This is a genomic window from Mycobacterium avium subsp. avium (assembly GCF_009741445.1).
GTDB classification, from domain to species: domain Bacteria; phylum Actinomycetota; class Actinomycetes; order Mycobacteriales; family Mycobacteriaceae; genus Mycobacterium; species Mycobacterium avium.
Genome location: NZ_CP046507.1, coordinates 4,691,082 through 4,715,776, shown reverse-complemented (window position 1 = coordinate 4,715,776; position 24,695 = coordinate 4,691,082). Strand labels below are relative to the sequence as shown.

22 protein-coding genes and 1 pseudogene are annotated in these 24,695 nt (G+C 69.4%); 16 read left to right on the top strand and 7 right to left on the bottom strand.

From position 1 onward, the window contains the following. Nucleotides 1–33 precede the first annotated feature (33 nt). Nucleotides 34–1,167: an NAD(P)H-dependent amine dehydrogenase family protein gene (locus MAA44156_RS22050; protein WP_009979723.1), complete on the top strand. Its 1,134-nt coding sequence runs from the start codon at nucleotides 34–36 to the stop codon at nucleotides 1,165–1,167. On the opposite strand, the gene MAA44156_RS22045 is transcribed toward MAA44156_RS22050, so the two are convergent. Both MAA44156_RS22045 and MAA44156_RS22040 read right to left on the bottom strand, forming a co-directional pair. Then, nucleotides 1,164–2,567, bottom strand: coding sequence for an alpha/beta hydrolase domain-containing protein (locus MAA44156_RS22045; RefSeq protein ID WP_009979722.1), 1,404 nt, complete (start codon nucleotides 2,565–2,567; stop codon nucleotides 1,164–1,166). The genes MAA44156_RS22050 and MAA44156_RS22045 overlap by 4 nt on opposite strands. Further along, nucleotides 2,564–3,710 (bottom strand): annotated as a pseudogene (locus MAA44156_RS22040) (sigma-70 family RNA polymerase sigma factor). Before MAA44156_RS22040 ends, MAA44156_RS22045 begins: the two are co-directional and overlap by 4 nt. Here MAA44156_RS22040 and MAA44156_RS22035 point away from each other — a divergent pair. The 4 genes from MAA44156_RS22035 (at nucleotide 3,703) to MAA44156_RS22020 (ending at nucleotide 7,996) form a co-directional block, all read left to right on the top strand. Continuing rightward, nucleotides 3,703–4,497 (top strand): alpha/beta hydrolase, encoded by a 795-nt coding sequence (locus MAA44156_RS22035; RefSeq protein ID WP_372454847.1) that lies wholly within the window; start codon nucleotides 3,703–3,705, stop codon nucleotides 4,495–4,497. The pseudogene MAA44156_RS22040 and the gene MAA44156_RS22035 overlap by 8 nt on opposite strands. Nucleotides 4,498–4,623: 126 nt before the next feature. Then, entirely contained in the window at nucleotides 4,624–5,373 is a 750-nt protein-coding gene (locus MAA44156_RS22030; protein WP_003874112.1) for a DUF2786 domain-containing protein, read from the top strand. Beyond that, nucleotides 5,370–5,882, top strand: a complete 513-nt coding sequence (locus MAA44156_RS22025) for a TIGR04338 family metallohydrolase (protein WP_009979718.1) — start codon at nucleotides 5,370–5,372, stop codon at nucleotides 5,880–5,882. Before MAA44156_RS22030 ends, MAA44156_RS22025 begins: the two co-directional genes overlap by 4 nt. Continuing rightward, nucleotides 5,879–7,996: a beta-glucosidase gene (locus MAA44156_RS22020; protein WP_023879438.1), complete on the top strand. Its 2,118-nt coding sequence runs from the start codon at nucleotides 5,879–5,881 to the stop codon at nucleotides 7,994–7,996. Before MAA44156_RS22025 ends, MAA44156_RS22020 begins: the two co-directional genes overlap by 4 nt. 30 nt (nucleotides 7,997–8,026) lie before the next feature. On the opposite strand, the gene mymT is transcribed toward MAA44156_RS22020, so the two are convergent. Beyond that, the gene (mymT, locus tag MAA44156_RS22015; RefSeq protein WP_042791826.1) at nucleotides 8,027–8,173 is read right to left on the bottom strand and encodes a copper-binding metallothionein MymT; all 147 of its coding nucleotides are present in this window, start codon (nucleotides 8,171–8,173) and stop codon (nucleotides 8,027–8,029) included. Between the two features lie 141 nt (nucleotides 8,174–8,314). On the opposite strand from mymT, the gene MAA44156_RS22010 reads away from it, so the two are divergent. Next, nucleotides 8,315–8,968: an O-methyltransferase gene (locus tag MAA44156_RS22010; protein WP_009979714.1), complete on the top strand. Its 654-nt coding sequence runs from the start codon at nucleotides 8,315–8,317 to the stop codon at nucleotides 8,966–8,968. Between the two features lie 3 nt (nucleotides 8,969–8,971). Here the strand turns inward: MAA44156_RS22010 and MAA44156_RS22005 are convergent, their stop codons facing one another. Continuing rightward, the gene (locus MAA44156_RS22005) at nucleotides 8,972–9,955 is read right to left on the bottom strand and encodes a nitronate monooxygenase (protein WP_009979713.1); all 984 of its coding nucleotides are present in this window, start codon (nucleotides 9,953–9,955) and stop codon (nucleotides 8,972–8,974) included. 318 nt (nucleotides 9,956–10,273) lie between these two features. Here MAA44156_RS22005 and MAA44156_RS22000 point away from each other — a divergent pair, with 318 nt between their 5' ends. Next, nucleotides 10,274–10,708, top strand: coding sequence for an SPW repeat protein (locus MAA44156_RS22000; RefSeq protein ID WP_003874106.1), 435 nt, complete (start codon nucleotides 10,274–10,276; stop codon nucleotides 10,706–10,708). A 76-nt stretch (nucleotides 10,709–10,784) separates the two neighbouring features. Here MAA44156_RS22000 and ilvD read toward each other — a convergent pair whose 3' ends face one another. Further along, complete coding sequence (gene ilvD, locus MAA44156_RS21995; protein ID WP_003874105.1) at nucleotides 10,785–12,512, bottom strand: dihydroxy-acid dehydratase; 1,728 nt, start codon at nucleotides 12,510–12,512, stop codon at nucleotides 10,785–10,787. Between the two features lie 120 nt (nucleotides 12,513–12,632). On the opposite strand from ilvD, the gene ricR reads away from it, so the two are divergent. The 5 genes from ricR to MAA44156_RS21970 all read left to right on the top strand — a co-directional run bounded on the left by ricR (nucleotide 12,633) and on the right by MAA44156_RS21970 (nucleotide 18,361). Next, nucleotides 12,633–12,923 carry a copper-sensing transcriptional repressor RicR gene (gene ricR, locus MAA44156_RS21990; protein ID WP_003874104.1) on the top strand — a complete coding sequence of 97 codons (291 nt, stop codon included), beginning with the start codon at nucleotides 12,633–12,635 and terminating at the stop codon, nucleotides 12,921–12,923. Between the two features lie 122 nt (nucleotides 12,924–13,045). Then, the gene (locus MAA44156_RS21985) at nucleotides 13,046–14,281 is read left to right on the top strand and encodes an MFS transporter (protein ID WP_003879103.1); all 1,236 of its coding nucleotides are present in this window, start codon (nucleotides 13,046–13,048) and stop codon (nucleotides 14,279–14,281) included. 118 nt (nucleotides 14,282–14,399) lie between these two features. Continuing rightward, nucleotides 14,400–15,419 (top strand): L,D-transpeptidase, encoded by a 1,020-nt coding sequence (locus tag MAA44156_RS21980; RefSeq protein ID WP_003874102.1) that lies wholly within the window; start codon nucleotides 14,400–14,402, stop codon nucleotides 15,417–15,419. 109 nt (nucleotides 15,420–15,528) lie between these two features. Next, on the top strand, nucleotides 15,529–16,134 hold the full coding sequence (locus tag MAA44156_RS21975) for a TetR/AcrR family transcriptional regulator (protein WP_009979706.1): 606 nt from the start codon (nucleotides 15,529–15,531) through the stop codon (nucleotides 16,132–16,134). Further along, the gene (locus MAA44156_RS21970; RefSeq protein WP_009979704.1) at nucleotides 16,124–18,361 is read left to right on the top strand and encodes a molybdopterin oxidoreductase family protein; all 2,238 of its coding nucleotides are present in this window, start codon (nucleotides 16,124–16,126) and stop codon (nucleotides 18,359–18,361) included. Before MAA44156_RS21975 ends, MAA44156_RS21970 begins: the two co-directional genes overlap by 11 nt. Here MAA44156_RS21970 and MAA44156_RS21965 read toward each other — a convergent pair. Then, entirely contained in the window at nucleotides 18,351–19,169 is an 819-nt protein-coding gene (locus tag MAA44156_RS21965) for an alpha/beta fold hydrolase (protein WP_009979703.1), read from the bottom strand. The two genes, MAA44156_RS21970 and MAA44156_RS21965, sit on opposite strands and share 11 nt — an antisense overlap. A gap of 32 nt (nucleotides 19,170–19,201) precedes the next feature. After that, nucleotides 19,202–20,068: an oxidoreductase gene (locus MAA44156_RS21960; RefSeq protein WP_009979702.1), complete on the bottom strand. Its 867-nt coding sequence runs from the start codon at nucleotides 20,066–20,068 to the stop codon at nucleotides 19,202–19,204. Nucleotides 20,069–20,181: 113 nt separating this feature from the next. Between MAA44156_RS21960 and MAA44156_RS21955 the strand changes: the two genes are divergently transcribed. From MAA44156_RS21955 to MAA44156_RS21940, 4 genes are all read left to right on the top strand, one after another. Beyond that, nucleotides 20,182–21,165 carry a GlxA family transcriptional regulator gene (locus MAA44156_RS21955; protein ID WP_009979701.1) on the top strand — a complete coding sequence of 328 codons (984 nt, stop codon included), beginning with the start codon at nucleotides 20,182–20,184 and terminating at the stop codon, nucleotides 21,163–21,165. 287 nt (nucleotides 21,166–21,452) lie between these two features. Beyond that, on the top strand, nucleotides 21,453–22,964 hold the full coding sequence (locus MAA44156_RS21950; protein WP_029248648.1) for a GMC family oxidoreductase: 1,512 nt from the start codon (nucleotides 21,453–21,455) through the stop codon (nucleotides 22,962–22,964). 181 nt (nucleotides 22,965–23,145) lie between these two features. After that, a complete protein-coding gene (locus tag MAA44156_RS21945) occupies nucleotides 23,146–24,021 on the top strand; it encodes a LysR family transcriptional regulator (RefSeq protein ID WP_024637103.1) in 876 nt (291 codons plus the stop codon). A 147-nt stretch (nucleotides 24,022–24,168) separates the two neighbouring features. After that, entirely contained in the window at nucleotides 24,169–24,684 is a 516-nt protein-coding gene (locus MAA44156_RS21940; RefSeq protein ID WP_023879434.1) for a Dps family protein, read from the top strand. The last annotated feature ends 11 nt before the right edge of the window (nucleotides 24,685–24,695 follow it).

Genomic DNA, 24,695 nt, shown 5'->3' with positions numbered 1-24,695 from the left:
TCGCAGCAGACGTCCTAATAGTAGGAGAAGAGCGTGTACAAGGTGGGAGTGTGGGGCCCGGGTTCGATGGGCGTGATCGCCCTGCGCGGGGTGATCGACCACCCGCAGCTGGAGCTGGTCGACCTGGTGGTGCACAGCGACGCCAAGGCCGGCCGGGATGCCGGAGAGCTGTGCGGCGTCGCGCCGGTCGGCGTGGTGGCCACCCAGGACCCGGCGGCGATGCTCGCCGGCGACGCCGACGCCGTGGTATACGCCGCCGGCGCCAACCTGCGGCCGCTGGAGGCCGTCGAGGACATGGTGTCGATCCTGCGGGCCGGAAAGAACGTGGTGTCGTGCTCGGTGGTGCCGCTCGTCTTTCCCGACGCCGTCGACAGCGCCTTCACTGAGCCGCTGCGGGCGGCCGCGCTCGAGGGGCAGGTGTCCTTCTTCACCACCGGCATCGACTCCGGATTCGCCAATGACGTTCTGCCACTGGTACTTACCGGCGTGTCGAGGGTGATCGAATCGGTGCGGGTCACCGAGATGTTCAACTACGCGACCTATCCGGACGCCTCCGCCGTCTACGAGATCCTCGGGTTCGGGCAGCCGCCGGACCACCCGGCATTCGCGGCCCAGCCGGGCATCTTCACCTTCGGCTGGGGTCCCGTGCTGCACCAGCTGGCCGCCGGACTGGGCGTCGAGATCGACCACATCGAGGAGAGCAACGAGCGCATTCCGGCGCCCGAATCCTTCGACACGCCAACCGGTCACATCGCGGCGGGGACCATCGCCGCGATGCGCTCGACGCTGACCGGCTACGTCGGCGCGAAGCCGACGTTCGTGCTCGATCACGTGACCCGCATGCGCGACGACCTGGCGCCGGATTGGCCCCAGCCGCGGATTGCTATCGCGCCCAAGGACCTGGGCTACGGGCTGGCGTCGGGCCGCGGTCTGTACCGGGTGGAGATCGAGGGTTCGCCCAGCATGCGCTGCGAATTCGAGATGGCCGAGGATCACGACCACGATCTGGGAGCCCGGATTGCCGGGTCGTCGCGGATGGTCAACGCCATCCCGGCGGTGTGCGCGGCGCCGCCCGGCCTGCTGTCGGCGCTGGACCTGCCGCTGATCACCGGGGCCGGGCTGGTGCGCCCGGTGCCGGGGCCACCGCCGGACAGCCGGCTGTTCTAACCCGGAAACGTCGCGGCGGCGAGCCGCAGTATCTCGGCGCGGTCGGCGGGCAGGATGAACCCGGCGCCGATCGCCGCGTCCAGCGCGACGGTGAAGCGCTCCAGATATTCGGTCCGCCCACCGGGATACATCCGCTCGAGGGTGGCGGCGTCGAACGGTTCGCCGGAGCCGAAGATCGCCGACATGACGCTCTCCTGACCGCCCAGCCCCGAGGTTCGGGCGATCGGGACGTCCACCCACGGGGTGCGGAGGCCTCCGCGGGCCAGCCCGTTGCCGTCCAGAACTGGTTGCGGCGCAGGGCCTTCCCGCACCTGCAACGGCTCGGCTCCCGGCGCCGGCTGGCCGGCGGTGACCCAGGTGTTCAGGGCCGCCAGCGCTGCCTGCACCACGTAGTGGTGCTGCGGGCCGAAGTTGATGTAGTGCGGCAACTGCTGGCCCATCAGCATGTTGGTCGGCGCGTAGCCGGAAACGATGTCCTCGAGTGGCGCCGAGCCGCTGTCGATGAAAGCCACCTGAATCGTGTAGTTGTCGGCGTGCGCGGCCCCGGCGATCTCCCAGACCCGCAGCCTGGGGTTGTCGGGCTGGCGGGCGAAGTAGTAGCCCTCGCGCGGACCGCCGAACACATCGGTCTCGGTGATCAACGTCAGCACCGGGACGCGCAGCTCCGGCCGGAATGTCACCGCTTGCGGCTCAGTCGATTCGGTGAAGATCGAGGTCCCGTCGAGCGGGGCGGCAGGCCCGAACCGGGAATGAACCAGGAAGCCGTCGAAGACGCCGGCCAGCGGGTCGACGGCGTTGATGTAGGTGGTGAGGAACATCGCCGACTGGGACTCGCCCAGCGCGATCACGTGTCGGGCCGGCAGGCCGCGCAGCATCGCCGTGTGCCCGCCGGTTTTCAGCAGCCCGCCGATCTGGGAGAAGATGTCGTAGCTGAACGCGTCGCCCGGGTGGTGCAGCGCCGCATATCGTTGCGGGTCCTGGCTTTTCAGCGACATGTCCGCGCCGAGCAGGCTCTCGCCGCCCTCGACGCCCACCCGCTGGGCCGACACCGCGACGTACGCGTAACCGGCGCGGAGGATCTCGCGGTGTGCCATCATCCAGACCGCGGCGGCATCGATGCCGCCGCTCACGTTGAGCCACTCCACCAGCACGGTCCCGTTGAACCGGGCCGGCTCGGCGGGCGTCAGCACCACGACCCGGGTGGTGAAATCGGCGGCGCCGCAACGGGTTACCTCCCAGCACCCGTCGGCGCCCAGCTCGCCCGTCGGGCCGTAACGGGACGCCGTCGCGGACACGAAGAACTCCTCGGCGACGTATCCGACCGTCGCAAGGTCATAGGCGCTCAGCAACAGCCGCGGGTTGCCGGGTACCGGCGTGACCCCGACGGTGGAACTCGTCATGCGCGCACACCTTCCTGCCGGGGACCCAGCGCGGCGGGCAGCCCGAACTTGGCGAACAGGCTGTCGTCGAGGAAGGCCACCACATGCGAAACCCTGTCCCCGCGCACATCCAGCACGTGCAGCTGGAAGGGCAGATGGACGTCGCCGGCCCGCATGTACATGGCCGCCGCCGGTTGGCCGTTGGCGATCAGCGGCAGCAGGCGCATGTCGCCGGCGCCCTCGGCCGGGCATTGCTGATGGATCAGGGTGACGATGGTCCGCGCGCCCTGATACCACCCGGTGTACGGCGGCATTTCCCAGATCGCCTCCGCGGTGAACAACTCGACCAGGCGGTCGATGTCGTAGCTTTCGAACGCGGCGATGTAGCGCGCCAACAAGTCTTGGGTCTCGGCCGAATCGGGCTGCGCCGGTTGGTCATCGGCGCTGGGCCCGACGGCGTCCAGCTGGGCGCGGGCGCGTTGCAGCAGGCTGTTGACGGCGGCCGTGGTGGTGCCGATCGCCTCGGCGACCTCGGCGGCGCGCCAGCCCAGCACGTCGCGCAGCAGCAACACCGCCCGTTGCCGCGGCGAAAGGTATTGCAGCGCGGCAACGAACGCCAACCGCACCGATTCGCGCGAGCCGACGATCACCGACGGGTCGGCCGGGTCGTCGGACAGCGCCGGCAGCGGTTCCAGCCAGGGCACCTCGCGACGCTCGACCAGCTCGGCGGTGGGGTCCGCGCTGGGGGCGCCCAGTCCCACCGGCAGTGGCCGGCGCTGCCGGCCTTCCAACGCGCTCAGGCAGGTGTTGGTGGCGATGCGATGCAGCCAGGTCCGCACCGAGGACTTGCCCTCGAAGCGGTCGTAGGCCTTCCAGGCCCGCAGCAGCGTCTCCTGCACCAGATCCTCGGCGTCGTGCAGGGATCCCGTCATCCGATAGCAGTGGGCCAGCAGTTCACGCCGGTACGGTTCGGCGTGCGCGGTGAAATCGGCGCCCACCACCGAGTCACCTTCAGGGGTTTGCGCGAGCAGGCTCACCCGCATGAGCGTACGCAGTGTCTGCAAGCGCGGCGCGGACCCGCAGCCATTACGCTGCCGGTAATGATGAGGGACCCGCAGTGAACCGGACCGAACGTAGTTTCGACGGCGTCGGCGGTGTGCGCATCGTCTATGACGTCTGGACGCCGGAGGTCGCGCCGCGTGCGGTGCTGGTGCTGGCCCACGGCTTCGGCGAGCATGCCCGCCGCTACGACCACGTCGCCCGGCGCTTCGGTGCGGCCGGCCTGGTCACCTACGCGCTGGACCATCGCGGGCACGGCCGTTCCGGCGGCAAGCGGGTGTTGGTGCGCGACATCCACGAATACACCACCGACTTCGACACCCTGGTCGGCATCGCTACCCGGGAGCATCACGGCCTCAAGTGCATCGTGGTCGGGCACAGCATGGGCGGCGGGATCGTGTTCGCCTACGGTGTCGAGCGCCCCGACAACTACGACCTGATGGTGCTGTCCGGTCCCGCGGTGGCGGCCCAGGACCAGGTGTCGCCGCTGCTGGCGCTGGCCGCCAAGGTGCTCGGCGTGATCGTGCCCGGGCTGCCCGCGCAGGAACTCGACGCCGACGCCGTCTCCCGGGACCCCGAGGTGGTGGCCGCCTACCGCAACGATCCCCTGGTGTACCACGGCAAGGTCCCGGCCGGCGTGGGCCGCGCGTTGTTGCAGGTGGGTGAGACGATGCCGCAGCGGGCCCCGGCGCTGACGGCGCCGCTGCTGGTCGTGCACGGCTCGGACGACCGGTTGATCCCGGTCGCCGGCAGCCGGCGCCTGGTCGAATGCGTGGGCTCGGCCGACGTCGAGTTGAAGGTCTACCCGGGGCTCTACCACGAGGTGTTCAACGAGCCCGAGCGCGAGCAGGTGCTCGACGATGTGGTCGGCTGGATCACCGCTCGGCTGTGAGGCCGCCCGTGTCGGACCCCTCCCGTAAGTTGGCGCGTATGACTTCCGCTGGCGATGAGGAGGAGCGGCGCGGGTGATTTCCGCCGGCGACGATGCAGAGCGCAGCGATGAGGAGGAGCGGCGCAAGTGAGTGACGACAAGATGCTGGCGCGCATCGCCGCGCTGCTGCGGCAGGCCGAAGGCACCGACAACAGCCACGAGGCCGACGCATTCATGTCGGCCGCGCAGCGGCTCGCGACGGCCGCATCCATCGACCTCGCGGTGGCCCGCTCGCATTCGGCCCAACGTTCGGCGGCCCAGGCCCCGACCCAGCGCACCATCACCATCGGCGCGGCGGGCAGCAAGGGGTTGCGCACCTACGTGCAGCTGTTCGTGCTGATCGCGGCGGCCAACGACGTGCGCTGCGATGTGGCCTCCAATTCGACGTTCGTCTACGCCTACGGGTTCGCCGAGGACATCGACGCCAGTCACGCCCTGTATGCCAGCCTGGTCGTGCAGATGGTCCGCGCCTCCGACGCCTACCTCGCCTCGGGAGCGCACCGCCCGACCCCGACCATCACCGCCCGGCTCAACTTCCAGCTGGCCTTCGGGGCGCGTGTCGGCCAGCGGCTGGCCGAGGCCCGCGATCAGGCGCGCCAGGAAGCCACCAAGGACCGTCGTCGCGCGCCGGGCACCGCTATTGCCTTGCGGGACAAGGAAATCGAGCTGGTGGACTTCTACCGCAGCGCGTCGAAGGCGCGCGGAACCTGGCAGGCCAGTCGCGCGTCGGCCGGATATTCCTCGGCGGCGCGGCGGGCGGGCGATCGGGCCGGAAGGCGGGCGCGGCTGGGCAGCAGCCCCGAGCTGCCCGGGGCGCGGAGCGCGCTGAGCGGGTGAGCCCCGGGGACTCCCCGCCGCGGGATTCTCAGCGCTCCAGGGTCTATGCGGCCGAGGAGTTCGTCCGGACGCTGTTCGACCGCGCCGCCGAGCACGGGTCACCCGCGGTGGAGTTCTTCGGCACCCGGCTGACGCTGCCGCCGGAGGGCCGATTCGGCTCGGTGCCCTCCGTGCAACGCTATGTGGACCAGGTGCTGGCCCTGCCCGCGGTGCGGCAACGGTGGCCTGATGTGCCGCCGCTGCGGGTGCGGCCGCGGCGGGCCGCCACCGCCGCGCACTACGAAAACCGCTACGGCGCAGGCGTTATCGCGGTGCCCGACCGCGACACCGCCGAGTGGGCCCTGCGCGAGCTGGTGGTGCTGCACGAAGTGGCGCATCATTTGTGCCGGGCCGGGCCGCCGCACGGCCCGGAGTTCGTCGCGACGATCTGCGAGTTGACGGAGCTGGTGATGGGACCCGAAGTCGGGCATGTGCTGCGCGTCGTCTACGCCAAAGAGGGTGTGCGATGAAAGATCCGGACGAGCGGGCGCGCACGGTCGAGGCCCAGATGACCGACGACGAGCGGTTCTCGCTGCTGGTCGCGGTGATGGGCGCCGGCGACATGTGGCCGGTGCGCGACGAGCGCATCCCGGCGGACGTGCCGATGAGCGCGGGTTACGTGCCGGGGGTGCCGCGCCTCGGCGTGCCGCCGCTGCTGATGAGCGACGCCGGACTGGGTGTCACCAACCCCGGCTACCGTCCGGGTGACACCGCCACCGCGCTTCCGGCCGGCCTGGCGCTGGCCGCCACCTTCGATCCGGCGCTGGCCCGCGCCGCGGGCGAACTGATCGGCCGGGAGGCCCGCAGCCGCGGATTCAACGTCCAGCTGGCCGGGGCGATGAACCTGGCCCGCGACCCGCGCAACGGCCGCAACTTCGAATACCTTTCCGAGGACCCGCTTTTGACCGCCTCCATGGTCGCGGAGTCGGTCGCGGGCATCCAGCAACAGGGCGTCATCTCGACCGTCAAGCACTACTCGCTGAACTGCAACGAAACGAATCGCCACTTTCTGGACGCGGTCATCGACCCCGACGCGCACCGCGAATCCGACCTGCTGGCCTTCGAGTTGGCCATCGAACGGGCCCAGCCCGGGGCCGTGATGACCGCATACAACAAGGTCAACGGCGTCTACGCCGCGGCGAACAGTGTGTTGCTCAACGATGTCCTCAAGGACGCCTGGGCGTATCGCGGCTGGGTGATGTCGGACTGGGGCGCCACTCCGGGCTGGGAATGCGCCCTGGGCGGTCTGGATCAGGAATGCGGCGCCCAGATCGACGCGCTGCTGTGGCAGGCCGAATCCTTCGGTGCGCCGCTGCGCGACGCCTACGCCGACGGCCGGTTGCCCAAGGATCGGCTCTCGGACATGGTCCGGCGCATCCTGCGCTCCATCTTCGCCGTCGGCGTCGACCGGTCGGACCGGGCGCCGGCACCAGATCTAAACGCCCACAACGACATTGCCTTGCGCATCGCGCGGCAGGGCATCGTGCTGCTGACCAACCGCGGGTTGTTGCCGTTGCGCCCCGACTCGCCGGCGCGCATCGCCGTCATCGGCGGGTACGCGCAACTGGGCGTGCCGGCCGGTTTCGGTTCCAGCACCGTCGTTCCGGCGGGCGGGTATGCCGCCGTGGTGCCGATCGGCGGCACAGCGCTGGAGGCCGGGCTGCGCAACTTGTACCTGCTGCCGTCGAGTCCGCTGCAGGAACTGCGAAAGCTTCTGCCCGAGAACACGATTGACTTCGATCCCGGAATCAGCCCGGCCGAGGCGGTGGCGGCGGCACAACGCGCCGACATCGCGATCGTGTTCGCGGTACGCGCCGAAGGGGAGGGCTTCGACCTCGCCGATCTGTCGCTGCCGTCGGGCCAGGACGAGCTGATCGGCGCGGTGGCGGCCGCCAACCCCAACACGGTGGTGGTGCTGCAGACCGGCAACCCGGTCACCATGCCGTGGCTGGGAGCGGTGAATGCCGTTGTGCAGGCGTGGTATCCGGGTCAGGCCGGCGCCACGGCCATCGCCGAGGTGCTCACCGGCCGGGTGAATCCCGGCGGCCGGCTGCCGATCACCTTCCCTGTCGGCCTGCACCAGACGCCGCGTCCGCAGCTGCCCGGCGCCGGGCTACCGTGGGGAACGCCGAGCGCCATCGACTACGTCGAGGGCGCCGACGTCGGCTACCGCTGGTTCGCGGCCAAGGGCCACGTCCCGATGTTCGCCTTCGGACATGGATTGTCCTACACCAGATTTGAACACCGCGACCTGGTCGTGCGGGGCGGCGACACCATCACCGCCGGCTTCACCGTGGTCAACACCGGCGATCGCGCCGGGGCGGATGTACCGCAGCTGTACCTGACGGCGATGCCCGGGAAGCCGTGCCTACGGCTGCTGGGATTCGAGCGGGTCGAGCTGGGCCCGGGCGAGAGCCGGCACGTGACCATCGACGCCGATCCGCGACTGCTGGCCCACTACGACGGCAGCATCCGAAGCTGGCGGATCGCCGCGGGCAGTCATACGGTGGCGCTGGGGATTTCGGCCACTACCTTGCGCTCGACGGCCACGGTCGAGCTGACCGCTCGTACGTTCGGGCGGTGAGGCGCCCGAACGTACGAGCGGGTCAACGGACTACTTGACCGGGGTCAGCGCGTCGCCACAGGTGCAGCGGTACTCCTCACCGGCACCCGAGCAGTGGCAGGGAACCTCGATGCGGACGCGACAGCCGCAGCCCTCGTGGCCGCAGGTCAGCAGGGTTCCGGACTCGTAAGTTGCCATGTGACTCACCCATTTCTTCCTGTTGTGACTCGTGCGGCGCGGGTCGACCGCACCCCTACTATATACCCCCCACGGGTATGTAGTAAATGGGCGGATCGACCGGTCCGGCGAACCGTCGCGGGTGCGGCTAGTGTTGGACGCATGACCGAGAAACCAACGCCCAAAGACGTCGACGCCTTCTTGGACAGCACGGTGGTCGGCGGCGACCCGTCGGTGATCGACGCGCTCGAGGCCAGCAGCGCCGCCGGACTACCGCCGATCGCGGTGTCGGTGCAGCAGGGGAAGTTCCTCAGCCTGCTGGCCACCGCCATGGGTGCGCGACGCATCCTCGAGCTCGGCACGCTGGGCGGGTTCAGCACCATCTGGCTGGCCCGCGGTGCCGGCCCGCAGGGGCGGGTGGTGACGCTGGAATACGAGCTCAAGCACGCCGAGGTCGCCCGCGCCAACCTGCAGCGGGCCGGCCTGGCCGATCGGGTGGAGGTGATCGTCGGCGCCGCGCTGGACACCCTGCCGTCGGTGACCGGTCCGTTCGATCTGGTGTTCATCGACGCCGACAAGGAGAACTATCCCGCGTACCTGGACTGGGCGGTGCGGCTGGCCCGCCCGGGCGCGGTCATCGTGGCGGACAACGTGATTCGTCAGGGCCAGATCCTCGAGCCGGAGGCCGACGCCCAAGCGCGGGCGGTGCGCCAAACGCTGCAGGCGATGGGCGAGCACCCGCGGCTGGACACCGCGGTGATCCAGACGGTCGGCGCCAAGCACTGGGACGGCTTCGCGTTTGCGGTGGTGCGCTAGGCCTCAGCGCGGGGTGAGGTCGGCGACGGCCTGGCGCGCGGAGGTGAGTTCGCCGATGCGCGAGGCGGTTTCGCCGGCGTAGAGCGCGGCGCTGTCCAGCAGCGAGTCCGGCACGCCGGCCACCGGTGCCAGCGGGGTGAACAGCGGGCGGCGCGGCGATTGCAGGCGCAGCATTGCGCCCGCGTCGAAATAGCCTAGCGCCGACAGCGGGCGGCTCGCCGCGTTGAGCGCGGCGGGCAGCGCCCTGGCCTTGCCGTCGGCGCCGCACCACCGGCGGGTGGCGGCGTTGGGCACCACCCGATGGCGCAGCGGCCAGCTCAGCCCGAACAGGTTGGTTTCGATCGTGTTGTCCGCCTGCAGGACTCGCTGCTGATACCCGCGGCTCGCATCGGCCTCGTGCGTCAGCAGGAATCGGGTGCCGGCGATGACGCCGTCGGCGCCGGCGCCCAGGGCGGCGCGGCTGTCGGCGGCGGTGGCGATGCCGCCGGCCAGGAACACCGGGCGGCCGGCGGCCGCGGCGAGCGCGTGCGGCAGGAAGTCCAGGGCCGCCGTGGTCCCCACCAGATGGCCGCCGGCCTCGCGGCCCTGGGCGATCAAACCGTCGGCGCCCCAGGCGATTGCGGCGCGGGCCTGCGCCACGGTGCCGACCATCACGAACACGAAGGCGCCGGCCTGCCGTAGGTGCGCGACGAGCCCGCGGTTTTCGCCGAACGCCAGCACGACGACGTCCACCCGGGCCTCGACGCAGACCGCGACGTGGCGGCGACGGGTAAAGGGCAGCAACAGGTTTACCGCGACCGCGCGCCCGGGCGCCTGCTCACGCACCCGCTGGATCGAGGCTTTGATCCGGCCGGGGGTGGTGATGCCCAGCGTGCCCAGGCCACCCGCCGCGGCGACTGCGGCCGCCAGCGGCGCACCGGCCAGCCCGCCGCCCATCCCGGCCTGCTCGACCGGAACATCGAGCCGCAACCGGTCGGCGATGTCCATGCCCCGCCACGTTACGCCGCAGGCGCCGAACCGGTTTCGCGAGCGTGGGGGATATGCACGAATTCGACCCCAATCCCGTGCATATCCCCCACGCTCGGCGCCGCTGAGGCCCCACGCTCGGCGCCGCATATCCCCCACGCTCGGCGCCGCTGAGGCCCCACGCTCGGCGCCGCTGAGGCCCCACGCTCGGCGCGGGTTGGGGCGCTGGGCCGGCGCCGGTTTTCGTTGCTGGCGGCCGTCGAGCGGGCGTAATCTTGATCACAGATGGATGGGTGCGGTCCGCTCAAAAGGCTTGCCGCATAACAGAAAGGTCACAAAATGAGTACAGTCCATTCATCAATCGATCACCACCCCGATTTGTTGGCTCTGCGGGCCCGCTACGAACGCGTCGCCGAGTCGATGAGTGCGCACTTCACCTTCGGTCTTGCGCTGCTGGCCGGCCTGTATGTGGCGGCCTCACCGTGGATCGTCGGGTTCAGCGCGACGGCATCGCTGGCCACGTCCGACCTGATCGCCGGGATCGCGGCGGCGTTCCTGGCCTACGGGTTCGCGACGACGCTGGACCGTGCGCACGGCATGACCTGGACGCTGCCGGTGCTGGGCGCATGGGTCATCGTGTCGACCTGGATCCTGCCGGGCGTCGTGCTGACCGCCGGCATGACCTGGTCGAATGTGGTAGCGGGTGCGTTGTTGACGTTCCTGGGTCTCAACGCCACCTACTTCGGCATGCGCACCCGCGCATCGGCCGGCTGATCCACTTTCGGTCGCGAGCGTGCGTGGTCGCCCACGGCACGCTCGCGCCGAAGGCCGAAAGCGCAAGGCGGCCAGGCTAGCCGCAGACGGCGCCGATCGCCGCGGAACCGACCAGCTTGACGTACTTGGCCAGCACCCCGGTCTTGTAGCGGGGCGGTGGCGGGGTGAAACCTGTTCGCCGAGAGTCGAATTCGGCCGGATCGACGAGTACGTCCAGAACCCGGTTGGCGACGTCCAGGCGGATGCGGTCGCCGTCGCGCAGAAAGGCGATCGGCCCGGCGTCCACCGCCTCGGGCGCGATGTGGCCGACACACAGTCCCGTCGTCCCGCCGGAGAAGCGGCCGTCGGTGAGTAGCAACACGTCCTTACCCAGCCCGGCGCCCTTGATGGCGCCGGTGATGGCGAGCATCTCGCGCATCCCGGGCCCGCCCTTGGGGCCCTCGTACCGGATCACCACCGCGTCGCCCTTGGTGATGGTGCCGTCCTCCAGCGCGTCCAGCGCGGCCCGCTCGCCGTCGAAAACCCTTGCGGTGCCTTCGAACACGTCGGAATCGAAGCCGGCGGACTTGACCACCGCGCCCTCGGGCGCCAGCGACCCGCGCAGGATGGTGATGCCGCCGGTCGGGTGCAGCGGATCGCTGAGTGCCCGCAGCACCTTGCCGTCCGGGTCGGGCGGGGCGATCGCGGCCAGGTTCTGCGCCACCGTCGCACCGGTCACCGTCAGGCAGTCGCCGTTCAGCAGCCCGGCGTCCAGCAGCGCCTTCATCATCACCGGCACGCCGCCGATGTGGTCGACGTCGGTCATCACGTGCCGGCCGAACGGCTTGACGTCGGCCAGGTGCGGCACCTTCGACCCGATCCGGCTGAAGTCGTCGAGCGACAGCGCCACGTCGGCCTCGTGGGCGATGGCCAGCAGGTGCAGCACCGCGTTGGTGGAGCCGCCGAACGCCATCACCACCGCGATCGCGTTCTCGAACGCCTCCTTGGTGAGGATGTCGCGGGCGGTGATGCCGCGGCGCAGCAGCTCGACGACGGCCTGGCCGCTGCGCCGGGCGAAGCCGTCGCGGCGGCGGTCGGTGGCCGGCGGGGCCGCGCTGCCCGGCAGCGACATGCCCAGCGCCTCGGCGGCGCTGGCCATGGTGTTGGCCGTGTACATGCCGCCGCAGGCGCCCTCGCCGGGACAGATGGCCCGCTCGATGGCGTCGACGTCCTCGCGCGGCATCAGCCCGCGCGCGCACGCGCCGACGGCCTCGAACGCGTCGATGATCGTCACCTCGCGCTCGCTGCCGTCGGACAGCTTGGCCACCCCGGGCAGGATCGAGCCGGCGTAGAGGAACACCGAGGCCAGGTCCAGGCGGGCCGCGGCCATCAGCATGCCGGGCAGCGACTTGTCGCAGCCGGCCAGCAGCACCGAGCCGTCCAGGCGCTCGGCCTGCATCACCGTCTCGACGCTGTCGGCGATCACCTCGCGGCTCACCAGCGAGAAGTGCATACCCTCGTGGCCCATCGAGATGCCGTCGGACACCGAGATGGTGCCGAACTCCAGCGGGTAGCCGCCCGCGGCGAAGACGCCTTCCTTGACCGCCTTGGCCAGCCGGTCCAGCGACAGGTTGCACGGCGTGATCTCGTTCCAGGACGACGCCACCCCGATCTGCGGCTTGGCGAAGTCCTCGTCGCCCATGCCTACCGCCCGCAGCATCCCCCGGGCGGCGGCCTTCTCCAGGCCGTCGGTGACGTCACGACTGCGCGGCTTGATGTCGGGCTGCTTGATGTCGGCGGCGCGCGCCGAATCGGTGGTGGGCATCGTTCAAGTATGCGCTGGCCAGTCGCGATACCAGCTCCCGGGGTTATACCGGGGCGGGGTATAAGCTGGGGCCGGGTGATGCCGTCGCGGGGCAGCCAGATCGGCAGGGGTGAAACGACGATGACCAACGAACACGGGTACTCGCAGCAGAAGGACAACTACGCCAAGCGGCTGCGGCGCATCGAGGGCCAGGTGCGCGGCATCGCCCGGATGATCGAGGAGGACAAGTACTGCATTGACGTCCTCACTCAGATCAGCGCCGTCAACAGCGCGCTGCGCTCGGTCGCCCTGAATTTGCTCGACGAGCACCTGGGCCACTGCGTCACCCGTGCGGTGGCCGGCGGCGGCGACGACGCGGACGAGAAGCTCGCCGAGGCGTCCGCCGCCATCGCGCGCCTGGTTCGCTCCTGATCGCCCGGGCGTGTTGCCCGGCCAAGATGGATGAACCGGCGACCGGTATGCGTACGGTAGGGGAGCGCGATCTGGTTTGCGGCATTGCTTAGCCGACTGCGCACACCCAAGCGATGACTGTGATGACTGCCGAAACCGCCAACGCAGCCGCGCGGACGTGGACCCCACGGATCGCGGCTCAGCTCGCCATTCTCGCCGCCGCGGCCTTCACCTATGTCACCGCCGAGATCCTGCCGGTCGGCGCGCTGCCCGCGATCGCCCGCAATCTGCAGGTCAGCCTGGTCCTGGTGGGCACCCTGCTGTCCTGGTATGCGCTGGTGGCGGCCCTGACCACGATCCCGCTGGTGCGCTGGACCGCGCACCTGCCGCGCCGCCGGGTGCTGGTGGCGAGCCTGACCTGCCTGACCGCCTCTCAGCTGATCTCGGCGCTGGCGCCCAACTTCGCGGTGCTGGCCGCCGGGCGGGTGCTGTGCGCGATCACCCACGGCCTGTTGTGGTCGGTGATCGCGCCGATCGCCACCCGGCTGGTGCCGCCCAGCCACGCCGGGCGCGCCACCATGTCGATCTACGTCGGCACCAGCCTGGCGCTGGTGGTGGGCAGCCCGCTGACCGCGGCGCTGAGCCTGATGTGGGGCTGGCGGCTGGCCGTCGTGTGCGTCACCGTCGCGGCCGCCGTCGTCACCGTCGCGGCCCGGCTGATGCTGCCGGAGATGGTGCTCACCGAGCATCAGCTGGCGCACGTCGGGCCACGCTCGCGGCACCACCGCAACGGCCGGCTGATCACCGTGAGCCTGCTGGCCATGGTGGCGGTGACCGGCCATTTCGTGTCCTACACCTTCATCGTCGAGATCATCCGCAACGTGGTTGGGGTGCGCGGGCCGACCCTGGCCTGGGTGCTGGCCGCCTACGGGCTGGCCGGGCTGCTGTCGGTGCCGCTGGTCGCGCGGCCGCTGGACCACCGGCCCAAGAGTGCGGTGATCCTGTGCATGACGGGTCTGACGGCCGCCTTCGCGGTGCTGACCGCGCTGGCGTTCGGCGGCCCGACCGGGGCGACTACCGCGCTGATCGGGACCGCCGCCATCGTGCTGTGGGGAGCGATGGCCACCGCGGTGTCGCCGATGATGCAGTCGGCCGCGATGCGCAACGGGGCCGACGACCCGGACGGCGCCTCGGGGCTGTACGTGACGGCCTTCCAGGTGGGCATCATGGCCGGGTCGCTGCTGGGCGGGCTGCTCTATGAGCGCAGCGTCATCCTGATGCTGAGCGCTTCCGGGGTGCTGATGGCGGTGGCGCTGGTCGGCATCGCCGCCAACCGGCGGATGCTGGACGTTGCCCCGACAAGCTCACGCGATTCATAACCGCCCTGCTCGACGCGGTAATCACGGCCCTTTCCGGGGCGGGCGCGGCCGTCGGCGACGGTAGCTGGCAAGCCTGCTATGCGACACTGTGGTCGAGAACATGAGTGGAGGTATGCCTATGTCGGGCTGGACGAGGGGAACGCTCTTCGCCGCTCTGAACGCCGCCGTGGTGTCGGTCGTCGGCTTGGCGCTGGTGCTCAGCGCCGGTCCCGCGCTGGCCGACCCGGACCCGGCTCCCGCCGATCCGGGCGCGGTGGCAGCCCCGCCCGGCCCGCCGGCTCCGCCGGATCCGCTGGCGCCGCCGCCCCCGCCGGACCCGCTGGCACCACCGCCGCCGGCCGCCCCGCCGGCGCCGTGGCTGCCCCCCGCCGCGCAACCGGCCGCCGCCCCGGCCGCCGGACAGGACCCCACCCCGTTCACCGGCACGCCGCCGTTCGGCCCGCCCACGTTCGTGCCCAAGACCGGCTCGACGGTGGGCGTGGCGCAGCCGATCATCATCAACTTCCCGGGCCGGGTCGACGACGCCGGCGCCGCGATCAGCGCCGTGCACGTCTCGTCGGTGCCGCCGGTGCCGGGCAAGTTCTACTGGATGACCCCGACCCAGCTGCGCTGGCGCCCGCTGAGCTTCTGGCCCGCCCACACCGCGGTCACCGTGGACGCCGGCGGGACGGTGACCAACTTCCAGACCGGGGACACGCTGGTGGCCACCGCCGACGACGCCACCCATCAGCTGACCGTCACCCGCAACGGGACCGTGGAGAAGACGTTCCCGATGTCGATGGGCATGACGGCCGGCAACCACCAGACCCCCAACGGCACCTACTACGTGCAGGACAAGAAGGCGTCGGTGGTGATGGACTCGTCGACCTACGGCGTCCCGGTGAACTCGACCTACGGGTACAAGGTGACCGTGGAGGACGCGGTCCGGTTCGACAACGTCGGCGACTACGTGCACAGCGCGCCGTGGTCGGTGGACGACCAGGGCAAGCGCGACGTCAGCCACGGCTGCATCAACATCAGCCCCGCCAACGCCAAGTGGTTCTTCGACAACTTCGGTCCGGGTGACCCGATCATCGTGAAGAACTCCAGCGGCGGCGACTACAAGAAGAACGACGGCTCCGCCGACTGGATGAACTAGCTCTGGACCGCCCGGCGGGCTAGCTCCGGATTGCCCCAGCAGGCGCTGGGGCTTTCGCGGCGCCCGCGATTATGTATAGCATCATACATATCCGGCCCGAGGAGCGACGATGCGCAGTCCGCGCGAAAAGATGGTGGTCTCGGCCGCGCTGCTGATCAGGGAGCGCGGGGCGCACGCCACCGCGATCTCCGACGTGCTCGAGCACAGCGGCGCGCCGCGCGGATCGGCCTACCACTACTTTCCTGGTGGCCGCACCCAATTGCTTTGTGAGGCAGTCGATTTCGCTGGCGAGTACGTCGCCGCCGTGATCGCCGGGGCCGAGAGCGGCGCCCGGCTGCTGGACACCTTGATCGACACCTATCGGGAACAGCTGCGCGACAGCGACTTTCGCGCCGGCTGCCCGGTGGTAGCGGTCGCCGTGGAAGCGGGTGAACAATCCGACGCCGAGCGGCCGGTGATCGAGCGTGCCGCCGCGGCCTTCGACCGCTGGACCGACCTGATCGCGCAGCGCTTCATCGCCGACGGCATACGACGGCGCCGCGCCGCCGAGCTGGCGGTGCTGGCCACCAGCGCGCTGGAGGGCGCGATCGTGCTGGCCCGGGCGCGCCGCGACCCGGCACCCCTGGACGTCGTGCACCGCCAACTGCGCGACCTGCTGGCCGCAGAACTTGCCGGCGAAACCGCCGCAGGAAGGAAATCCCGACATGACCGGTGAATGGCAACCCAGCGCCTGCATCCTCTGTGAATGCAACTGCGGCATCGTCGTCCAAGTGGAAGACCGCCGGCTGGCCCGCATCCGCGGCGACAAGGCGCACCCCGCCTCGCAGGGCTACACCTGCAACAAGGCGCTGCGGCTGGACCACTACCAGAACAGCCGCGCCCGGTTGACCTCGCCGCTGCGCCGCCGCCCCGACGGCAGCTACGAGGAGATCGACTGGGACACCGCGATCGTCGAGATCGCCGAGGGGTTCAAGCGCATTCGCGACAGCTACGGCGGCGACAAGATCTTCTACTACGGCGGCGGCGGGCAGGGCAACCATCTGGGCGGGGCCTACAGCGGCGCCTTCCTGAAGGCGCTGGGCTCGCGCTACCGGTCGAATGCGTTGGCGCAGGAGAAAACCGGGGAGTCCTGGATCGACGGCCAGCTGTACGGCGGTCACACCCGCGGCGAGTTCGAGCACGCCGAGGTCGCGGTGTTCGTCGGGAAGAATCCGTGGATGTCGCAGAGCTTTCCGCGCGCCCGGGTGGTGCTCAACGAGATCGCGAAGGATCCGGCGCGGTCGATGATCGTCATCGATCCCGTCGTCACCGACACCGCCAAGATGGCCGACTTCCACCTGCGGGTGCGTCCCGGCACCGACGCGTGGTGCCTGGCCGCGCTGGCCGCGGTCCTCGTCCAGGAAAACCTTTGCGACGAAGCCTTTCTCGCCGAGCACGTGCGCGGCGCCGACGCCGTCCGCCATGCGTTGCGTGACGTGGCGGTGTCCGAGTACGCGGCGCACTGCGGGGTGGACGAGGAGCTGCTGCGCACCGCAGCGCGGCGCATCGGCACCGCGGACAGCGTGGCGGTGTTCGAGGATCTCGGCGTGCAGCAGGCGCCCAACAGCACGCTGTGCTCCTACCTGAACAAGCTGCTGTGGATCCTGACCGGGAACTTCGCGAAACGCGGTGGCCAGCATCTGCATTCGTCGTTCGCGCCGCTATTCGGCCAGTTCTCCGGGCGCACCCCGGTGACCGGCGCGCCCATCATCTCCGGCCTGGTGCCGTCGAACGTGGTGCCCGAGGAGATCCTGACCGACCACCCGGACCGGTTCCGGGCCATGATCGTGGAGAGCAGCAATCCCGCACACTCGCTGGCCAATTCGGCGGCGTGCCGGGAGGCCTTCGCGTCGCTGGAACTGATGGTGGTCATCGACGTGGCGATGACCGAGACGGCCCGGCTGGCGCACTATGTGCTGCCGGCCGCCTCCCAGTTCGAGAAGCCCGAGGCCACCTTCTTCAACCTGGAGTTCCCGCGCAACACCTTTCAGCTGCGCCGCCCGCTGCTGACGCCGCTGCCGGGCACGCTGCCCGAACCCGAGATCTGGGCCCGGCTGGTGCGGGCGCTCGGGGTGGTGACGGAGGCGGATCTGCGGCCGCTGCACGACGCCGCGCGGCGCGGCCGGCACGCCTACACCGAAGCGTTCCTGACCGCTGTGTCCACCAATCCGACTGTGGCGCAGCTACTTCCGTTTGTGCTGTACGAAACGCTGGGGCCCACCCTGCCGGACGGACTGCGTGGCGCCGCCGCGCTGTGGGGCCTGGCCCAAAAGACCGCGCTGACCTATCCGGAGGCGGTGCGCCGCGCCGGTCACGCCGACGGCAACGCGCTGTTCGACGCCATCCTGGACAACCCGTCGGGGGTGACGTTCACCGTGCACGACTACGCGGACGACTTCACCCTGATCGGCCATCCCGACCACAAGATCGCGCTCGAAATCCCGGCGATGCTGCAAGAATTGGCGAAGCTGTCGAGCGGCCCGCCGCGGCTGACCACCGAAGAGTTCCCGATCGTGCTGTCGGTGGGGGAGCGGCGCGCCTATACCGCCAACGACATCTTCCGCGACCCGTCCTGGCGCAAACGCGATGCCGAGGGCGCGCTGCGGGTCAGCGTCGAAGACGCCCAGGCCCTCGGGCTGGCCGACGGGTGCCGCGCCCGGATCAGCACCGCGGCGGGCAGCGCCGAGGCCACCGTCGAGATCAGCGAGACCATGCTGGCCGGTCATGCCGCATTGCCCAACGGTTTTGGGCTGGACTACGTCGGCGACGACGGGCGCACCGTCGTTCCCGGGGTGGCGCCGAACGCGCTGACCTCCACGCAGTGGCGCGACCCCTACGCCGGCACACCGTGGCACAAGCACGTCCCGGCGCGGATCGAGGCTTTGGCAGACGCTAGGCGGTGACCGCCCCGACACCGCCGGAGTCGACCTCCTCGGAGTCGAATTCCAGCACCGCCCGGACGAACTGATCCGGGTCGTAGTCGATCGCCTGGTGCCCCTGTCCGTGCAGGGCGACGATCGTGGCGCCCGGGATCATCGCGGCGAGGACCGCGGTGGCCGCCCGCAAATACGCGGGGCTCTCGGTGCCGAGCAACATGCGGACCGGTGTGGTGATGTTCGCATGCCGCTCCGTTAAGCGGAAGGCGCGGGTCTGCGCGAGTTCCCGGCCGGCGGTATGCCGGATCGACCCCGCGAGGTACGGAAACTCGCGGTTGGCAAGGTCTTTGATGGCCGACTCGGGTAGCTGCAGGGTTTCGCGGTAGAACGCTTCGAGGATGTCGCGTGGGTCGGACAGCGCCGTGATCCGTGCCCAGCCCCCAGGCGAGCCGACGTCGAGGCCGAGCGAGGGTATGGGCGGCTCGTAGAGCACGATCCGCCGGAAGGCGCGTGTGATCGGGGCGGCGTCCAGGACCGCCAACGCCCCGTAGGAATGCCCGACGACGTAGACGTCGCCGCCGACGGCCTCGGCAACGGCCGCGACGTCCTCGGCCTCCCGGCCCAAGCTGTAGGGTTCGGCCTCGGCCGTGCTGAGTCCCCGGCCGCGGCGGTCCATCGCGTGCACCGTGTAGCGCCGCGCCAGCACCGGCGTCACCGGGCGCCAGCGGGCCCGCGTGCCCGTGCTGCCGTGCACCAGCAGCAAAGGCGGTCCGGCGCCGACGGATTCATAGCCGATGACGGTGCCGTCGGGGGAGACCACGGTTGCCGTGGTCATTCCGCGGAGCACACGCTTCGCAAGGTTCGGCGTCATCGACTGCGCGCAGCTCGGTGTGGGGTGGCGACGGGCGGATAGTCTACGGATTTACTCAACTCCGCCCACCGGTTCGCCTCGGCAATCTGCTGATGTGACTTGGCCAGCGCGGCACTGAGCGCATCGGAGCCGAGTAGCAGCCGCAGTGGCGGATCGTCGGCCATAACCACCTCGATGATCGCGTGCGCGGCGCGGGCGGGATCGCCCGGAGCGTTGCGGTTGAAACCAGCGCGGCGGCGGTTCATCGCACCGACGGTGCTTTCGTAGTCCGGCGAGACGGTCGCGACGGCCATCGACGAGCCGGCCCATTCCGTGCGCAAGGCCCCCGGTTCGGCGATCGTCACCTTGATACCGAGCGGAGCTACCTCCGCGGCGAGTGCCTCCGAGAACCCTGCGACGGCGAACTTGGACGCCTGGTACGCGGCGATGCCCGGGGATCCACCAACGCGGCCGCCAACCGAGGAGATCTGCACGATGTGGCCGGCCCGTTGCCGGTGCAGCACGGAGAGCGCGGCTTTCGTGACGTTCACGACACCGAAGAAGTTAGTTTCCACCTGCGCGCGGAAATCGTCGTCGGAAACCTCCTCCACGGGTGCGGAATTGGCGTAACCGGCGTTGTTCACCACGACGTCGATCCGGCCGAACGCCGTGACGGCGGCCGCGATGGCACGCCGCGCGGCAGCTCGATCGGTGACGTCGAGCTCACAAGCCCGGATCCGGGGACCGTACCGGTCGACGAGTTCATCGAGCTGTGCGGGGCGACGGGCGGTCGCGACGACCTGGTCACCACGGTCAAGCACCGCGGTCGTCAGGGCGCGGCCGAGCCCGCGCGAGCTGCCGGTGATGAACCACGTCTTCGGCATTCCCCGTCCCCCTCACCCGTCGGCCGGCCGCCGAGCCTGTGCGGACAGTGTCGCGCGAGGGCCGGAACTTCGGGCCTGGCCGATCCGACAGATTTCCCATAAAAAGCGACACAATGAGATTCGTGGCCGACAGCAGTGCAACCCCGCGCGTCGTGGTGATCGTCGTCTTCGACGATGTGACGATGCTCGACGTCGCGGGAGCGGGTGAGGTCTTCGCCGAGGCCAACCGATTCGGCGCCGACTACCTGCTCAAGATCGCGTCGGTGGACGGCCGCGACGTCACCACCTCGATCGGAACCCGGCTGGGCGTCACGGACGCGGTGTCGTCGATCAAGTCGGCCGACACCGTTCTGGTCGCCGGCAGCGACAACCTGCCCCGGCGGCCGATTGATCCCGAGCTCGTCGAGGCGGTCAAGTCGGTGGCGGACCGCACCAGGCGACTCGCCTCGATTTGCACGGGCTCGTTCATCCTGGGGCAGGCCGGCCTGCTGGACGGCAGGCGTGCCACCACGCACTGGCATGACGTGCGGTTGTTCGCCCGAGCCTTCCCGGAAATCACCGTCGAACCGGACGCGCTGTTCGTCTGTGACGGCGATGTGTTCACCTCGGCCGGGATATCGTCAGGCATCGACCTGGCGTTGGCGTTGGTCGAAATGGATTACGGCACTGAGTTGGTTCGCGCCGTTGCCCGATGGTTGGTGGTATACCTCAAGCGCGCGGGCGGGCAGTCGCAATTTTCGGCGTTGGTCGAGGCCGAACCCCCGCCGCAGTCTCCGTTGCGTAAGGTCACGGCGGCGATCTCGGCCGACCCGGCAGCCGACCACAGCGTGAAAAGCCTTTCGGCGCGTGCGTCTTTGAGTACACGTCAGCTGACGAGGTTGTTTCAGTCCGAATTGGGGACCACCCCGGCGCGCTACGTCGAGATGGTTCGAATCGACGCCGCCCGCGCCGCCCTCGACGCTGGCCGCAGCGTCGCCGAGAGCGCCCGACTGGCCGGCTTCGGAAGCGCCGAGACGCTGCGCCGGGTGTTCGCCGAACACCTCGGTCTCTCACCGAAGGCCTACCGGGACCGGTTCCGGACTGCGGCACGCGGATGACGCTGCAGCAGCTGTGGTCGCACCAGCTCCGCACCGCCGCGTGGGGCCGAGCCCGGCACCGAAATGCGGTGCGGCCGTTGCGCCGATCCGTGTGATGCGCTTACCGCATAGCCCCATATCACAGAAGCACTTATGGCCGCTGCCGGATGCACGTTAGTGTCGTACGCATGTGGCGGGGGGCGGCGTCCCCGTGATCAGCCCGCCGCCCCAACTTTTCCGATGATCAGAGGCTTCCACCAACGGCTGCTACGGGAGCGGCGTCATATCTACTCCTCGAGGGGAATGCATTGTCACAGCGCGAGTTACATGACGTCGTCGTTGTCGGCGCGGGCACCGCCGGGTCCGTGGTCGCTGCCCGGCTGACAGAAGACAGCACGTTGCGTGTGCTTTTACTGGAGACTGGCAGCGCCCGTCCTCCCCGTGCGAGCATCACGCCACCGGCCTGGCCGACTCTGCTGCAGGGCGAGGCTAGCTGGGGAGACGTGACCACAGTGCAAACGGCAATCGGCCGAGCCGTTCCCTTTGCGCGAGGTCGCGGCATCGGAGGATCGTCGACCATCAATGCGATGGTGTTCGCCCGGGGACATCGCGACAGCTACTCACGCTGGCGTGACAACGGCGCGGCGGGGTGGAGTTTCGACGAATTGCTCCCCTACTTCAAGCGCAGTGAATCGATGTGCGGCAAGGACCCGTCCCTGCGCGGACAGGACGGTCCGATGGCGGTGGCTCCGGCAGCCCACCCCAACCCGGTACTGGTCGCATGTCTTTGCGCCGCAATACAGCAGGGCTACCCGCGAGCCGCAGACATCAGCGGCGGCCTTGAGGTGGGCTTCGGCTTCACCGATCTCAACATCGTCGATGGGAAGCGGCAGAGCGCGGCAGACGCCTACCTGCTGCCGGCGCTTGATCGGCCCAACCTTGAATTTCACTCTGGCGCAACGGTTCACCGGCTTCGCATCCGCGGGAGTCGCTGCACCGGCGTCGAGTACACCACCGCCGAGGGCCGGCAGGTGACGGCGGCGGCCCGGGAGATCATCTTGTGCGCGGGCGCAATCGGGTCGCCGCATCTGCTGCTGGCTTCCGGAATCGGGCCGCCGAACCATCTCCGGTCCTTCCGGGTCGACGTCGCCCTGGAGTTGCCTGGGGTCGGTGCGAACCTGCAGGATCATCCGATCGTTCCGCTGGTCTATCGCGCCGCGCGTCCCGTGCCGGCCGGCCGGTACAACCACGGGGAGCTGCTCGGGCTCATCCGGCGCCACGCAACCGGCGGACCACCGGAGATCCAGATCTTCGGCGTCGACTCCGCGGACGTTCCGGGCCTCGGCGGAGCCGATGGATACGTGCTGGGAGTCTCCGTCATGCAGCCAGTCAGCCGCGGGCGCGTCGGACTTTCGGGCCCCACCATCCAGGAGCCGCCCGCCATCGACCCGAACTACCTCAGCGACGATCGCGACATGGGCCTCATGATCGAGGGCCTGCGGATCGGCCGCAAAATCGGGATGTCGCAGGCGCTCGATCCATGGAGGGCCGAGGAACTCGCACCCGGCGACGACGCCGTCGACGACGCGGCGCTGCGCTCGTACATTCAGCGGTCCGTCGCGTCCTACTTTCACCCGGTTGGCACGTGCGCGATGGGTACTGGGCCGGAGTCGGTCGTGGACAATCAATTACGTCTGCACGGCATCGATAACCTTCGCGTAATAGACGCTTCGGTGATGCCCTCGCTCCCATCGAACAACACCGCCGCAACGGTCTACGCAATCGCCGAACGAGGCGCCGATCTCGTTCGTCTCGGATGACCGGTCCTGCTCGGGCGTGCACGGTTCATCCCCTGGCTCCTCTCGTCGACAAGAGGTAATCGCATGTGATCGCGTGATCCCTTGTCGGGCAACCCTGCTCGGAAGGCCTCTTTGACCGCATGCGAAGCGCGCTATGCTGCTGGCCGTATCGGCGGTCGGCGGTCCGGAATCGAGGTGTGTCATGGCGACGCTGCTGCAGCTGAAAGCCTTCCTTGCGGTTGTCGACCAGGGCGGCTTCACCGCCGCGAGCCGTTCGCTGGGCATGTCGCAACCAGCGGTCAGCCGCGCCGTCGCCGGCCTCGAAAGGGAATTGGGATCACCGCTGCTGATTCGGCATCGGGATCGCATCCTGCTCAACGCGCCCGGGAAGCGCGCACTGGCGCACGCCCGTTCAGCGGTGCGGCACTTGGACCAAATGCGCGCAGAGGTGTCGGCTGCCGCGAAGCTCAGAGGCACGCTGCGCATTGCGAGCCTGCCCTACACGACTGAGTTGCTCATCGCTCCGCAGCTGCAGAAGTTTTCCGAACGGCATCCATCTGTGGAAATCCGGGTGTTGGAAGGGGGTGAGCCGGAAATCCGCGACTGGCTCGACCTGGGCGCCGCGGACGCAGGCGTAATCTCCCTTCCGGCAACCGGATTGAGTGCGGCATTCTTGGCCGCGCAGGACATGGTTGCGGTACTGCCCTCCGAACATCGCTTGGCCGCGTTCAGCGAGGTTCACTACGCCGATCTGGCCAAGGAGCCATTCATTCGCTCCACCGGAGGATGCGCACACGTTTTTATGGCGGTGGCCGATCAAGTGGGTGTCGAATTCGATGTCGCTTTCGAGGCCCATGGGTTGATGGCGGTGCTTGAGATCGTGACCGCAGGCCTGGGCGTCAGTATTGTGCCGGTCGCCGCGGTAGCGAGACCCCGAGCCGGGATAGCCGTCAAGCGGCTTGTCCCGAAGACCACCCGCAACCTCGCTGTCGCCGTCAGCGCGAGCGCCGGCTCAGCGGCCCGAGCCTTCCTCGAACAGATCGCGGCTCTCGATGGCAGCGAGCGGGCGGGAGCATGAGCACTAGCGAGCACGCGGTGTCTCTATCTGTGGGAAACATGACCCTTTCGCCCTCTATGCCCGGGTCTTTCCTGACGTTGAATACCGCAGAGGACACGGTGTTTACGCAACTCTGCCGGAATTGCAGTTCAAGTTAGGAGATCAACCGTGGCAGCTACGACACCTCTCGCGAATGGGCGGGCGGCCCGACGAGCCGAAGCAGAGGTCGGCGTCTTCACGGCGTCCCCGCAGTTTGCCGCCAACCTGCAACAAGTGCTGGTTGATCTCATCGAGCTGCACCTGCAGGCTAAACAAGCCCACTGGAACATCGTGGGAATCAACTTCCGCGACCTGCACTTGCAGCTGGATGAACTCGTCGACGCGGCGCGCGAGGCCGGCGACAACATTGCCGAGCGGCTGCGCGCCTTGGCAGCCACTCCGGATGGCCGGTCCGACACCGTCGCAGCGACGACCAGCCTGCCGCAGTTCCCCGCCGGCGAGCAGGACACCAGGGCTGTCGTGGATCTGATCACCACGCGTGTTTACGCGACGGTCGACACGATCCGATCGGTGCACGACGCCGTGGACGCAGAAGATCCCACTACATCGGACCTGCTTCATCAGATCATCGACTCGCTGGAGAAGCTCGCGTGGATGATCAAATCGGAGAACCGAACGATTTAACTCGTTGGCGT

Coding starts and splice junctions, on each gene's coding strand:
- MAA44156_RS22045 (WP_009979722.1), bottom strand. CDS start 2,567: ATGACGAGTTCCACCGTCGGGGTCACGCCGGTACCCGGCAACCCGCGG.
- MAA44156_RS22020 (WP_023879438.1), top strand. CDS start 5,879: ATGAAAGATCCGGACGAGCGGGCGCGCACGGTCGAGGCCCAGATGACC.
- mymT (WP_042791826.1), bottom strand. CDS start 8,173: ATGGCAACTTACGAGTCCGGAACCCTGCTGACCTGCGGCCACGAGGGC.
- MAA44156_RS22010 (WP_009979714.1), top strand. CDS start 8,315: ATGACCGAGAAACCAACGCCCAAAGACGTCGACGCCTTCTTGGACAGC.
- MAA44156_RS22005 (WP_009979713.1), bottom strand. CDS start 9,955: ATGGACATCGCCGACCGGTTGCGGCTCGATGTTCCGGTCGAGCAGGCC.
- MAA44156_RS22000 (WP_003874106.1), top strand. CDS start 10,274: ATGAGTACAGTCCATTCATCAATCGATCACCACCCCGATTTGTTGGCT.
- ilvD (WP_003874105.1), bottom strand. CDS start 12,512: ATGCCCACCACCGATTCGGCGCGCGCCGCCGACATCAAGCAGCCCGAC.
- ricR (WP_003874104.1), top strand. CDS start 12,633: ATGACCAACGAACACGGGTACTCGCAGCAGAAGGACAACTACGCCAAG.
- MAA44156_RS21985 (WP_003879103.1), top strand. CDS start 13,046: ATGACTGCCGAAACCGCCAACGCAGCCGCGCGGACGTGGACCCCACGG.
- MAA44156_RS21980 (WP_003874102.1), top strand. CDS start 14,400: ATGTCGGGCTGGACGAGGGGAACGCTCTTCGCCGCTCTGAACGCCGCC.
- MAA44156_RS21975 (WP_009979706.1), top strand. CDS start 15,529: ATGCGCAGTCCGCGCGAAAAGATGGTGGTCTCGGCCGCGCTGCTGATC.
- MAA44156_RS21970 (WP_009979704.1), top strand. CDS start 16,124: ATGACCGGTGAATGGCAACCCAGCGCCTGCATCCTCTGTGAATGCAAC.
- MAA44156_RS21965 (WP_009979703.1), bottom strand. CDS start 19,169: ATGACCACGGCAACCGTGGTCTCCCCCGACGGCACCGTCATCGGCTAT.
- MAA44156_RS21960 (WP_009979702.1), bottom strand. CDS start 20,068: ATGCCGAAGACGTGGTTCATCACCGGCAGCTCGCGCGGGCTCGGCCGC.
- MAA44156_RS21955 (WP_009979701.1), top strand. CDS start 20,182: ATGAGATTCGTGGCCGACAGCAGTGCAACCCCGCGCGTCGTGGTGATC.
- MAA44156_RS21945 (WP_024637103.1), top strand. CDS start 23,146: ATGGCGACGCTGCTGCAGCTGAAAGCCTTCCTTGCGGTTGTCGACCAG.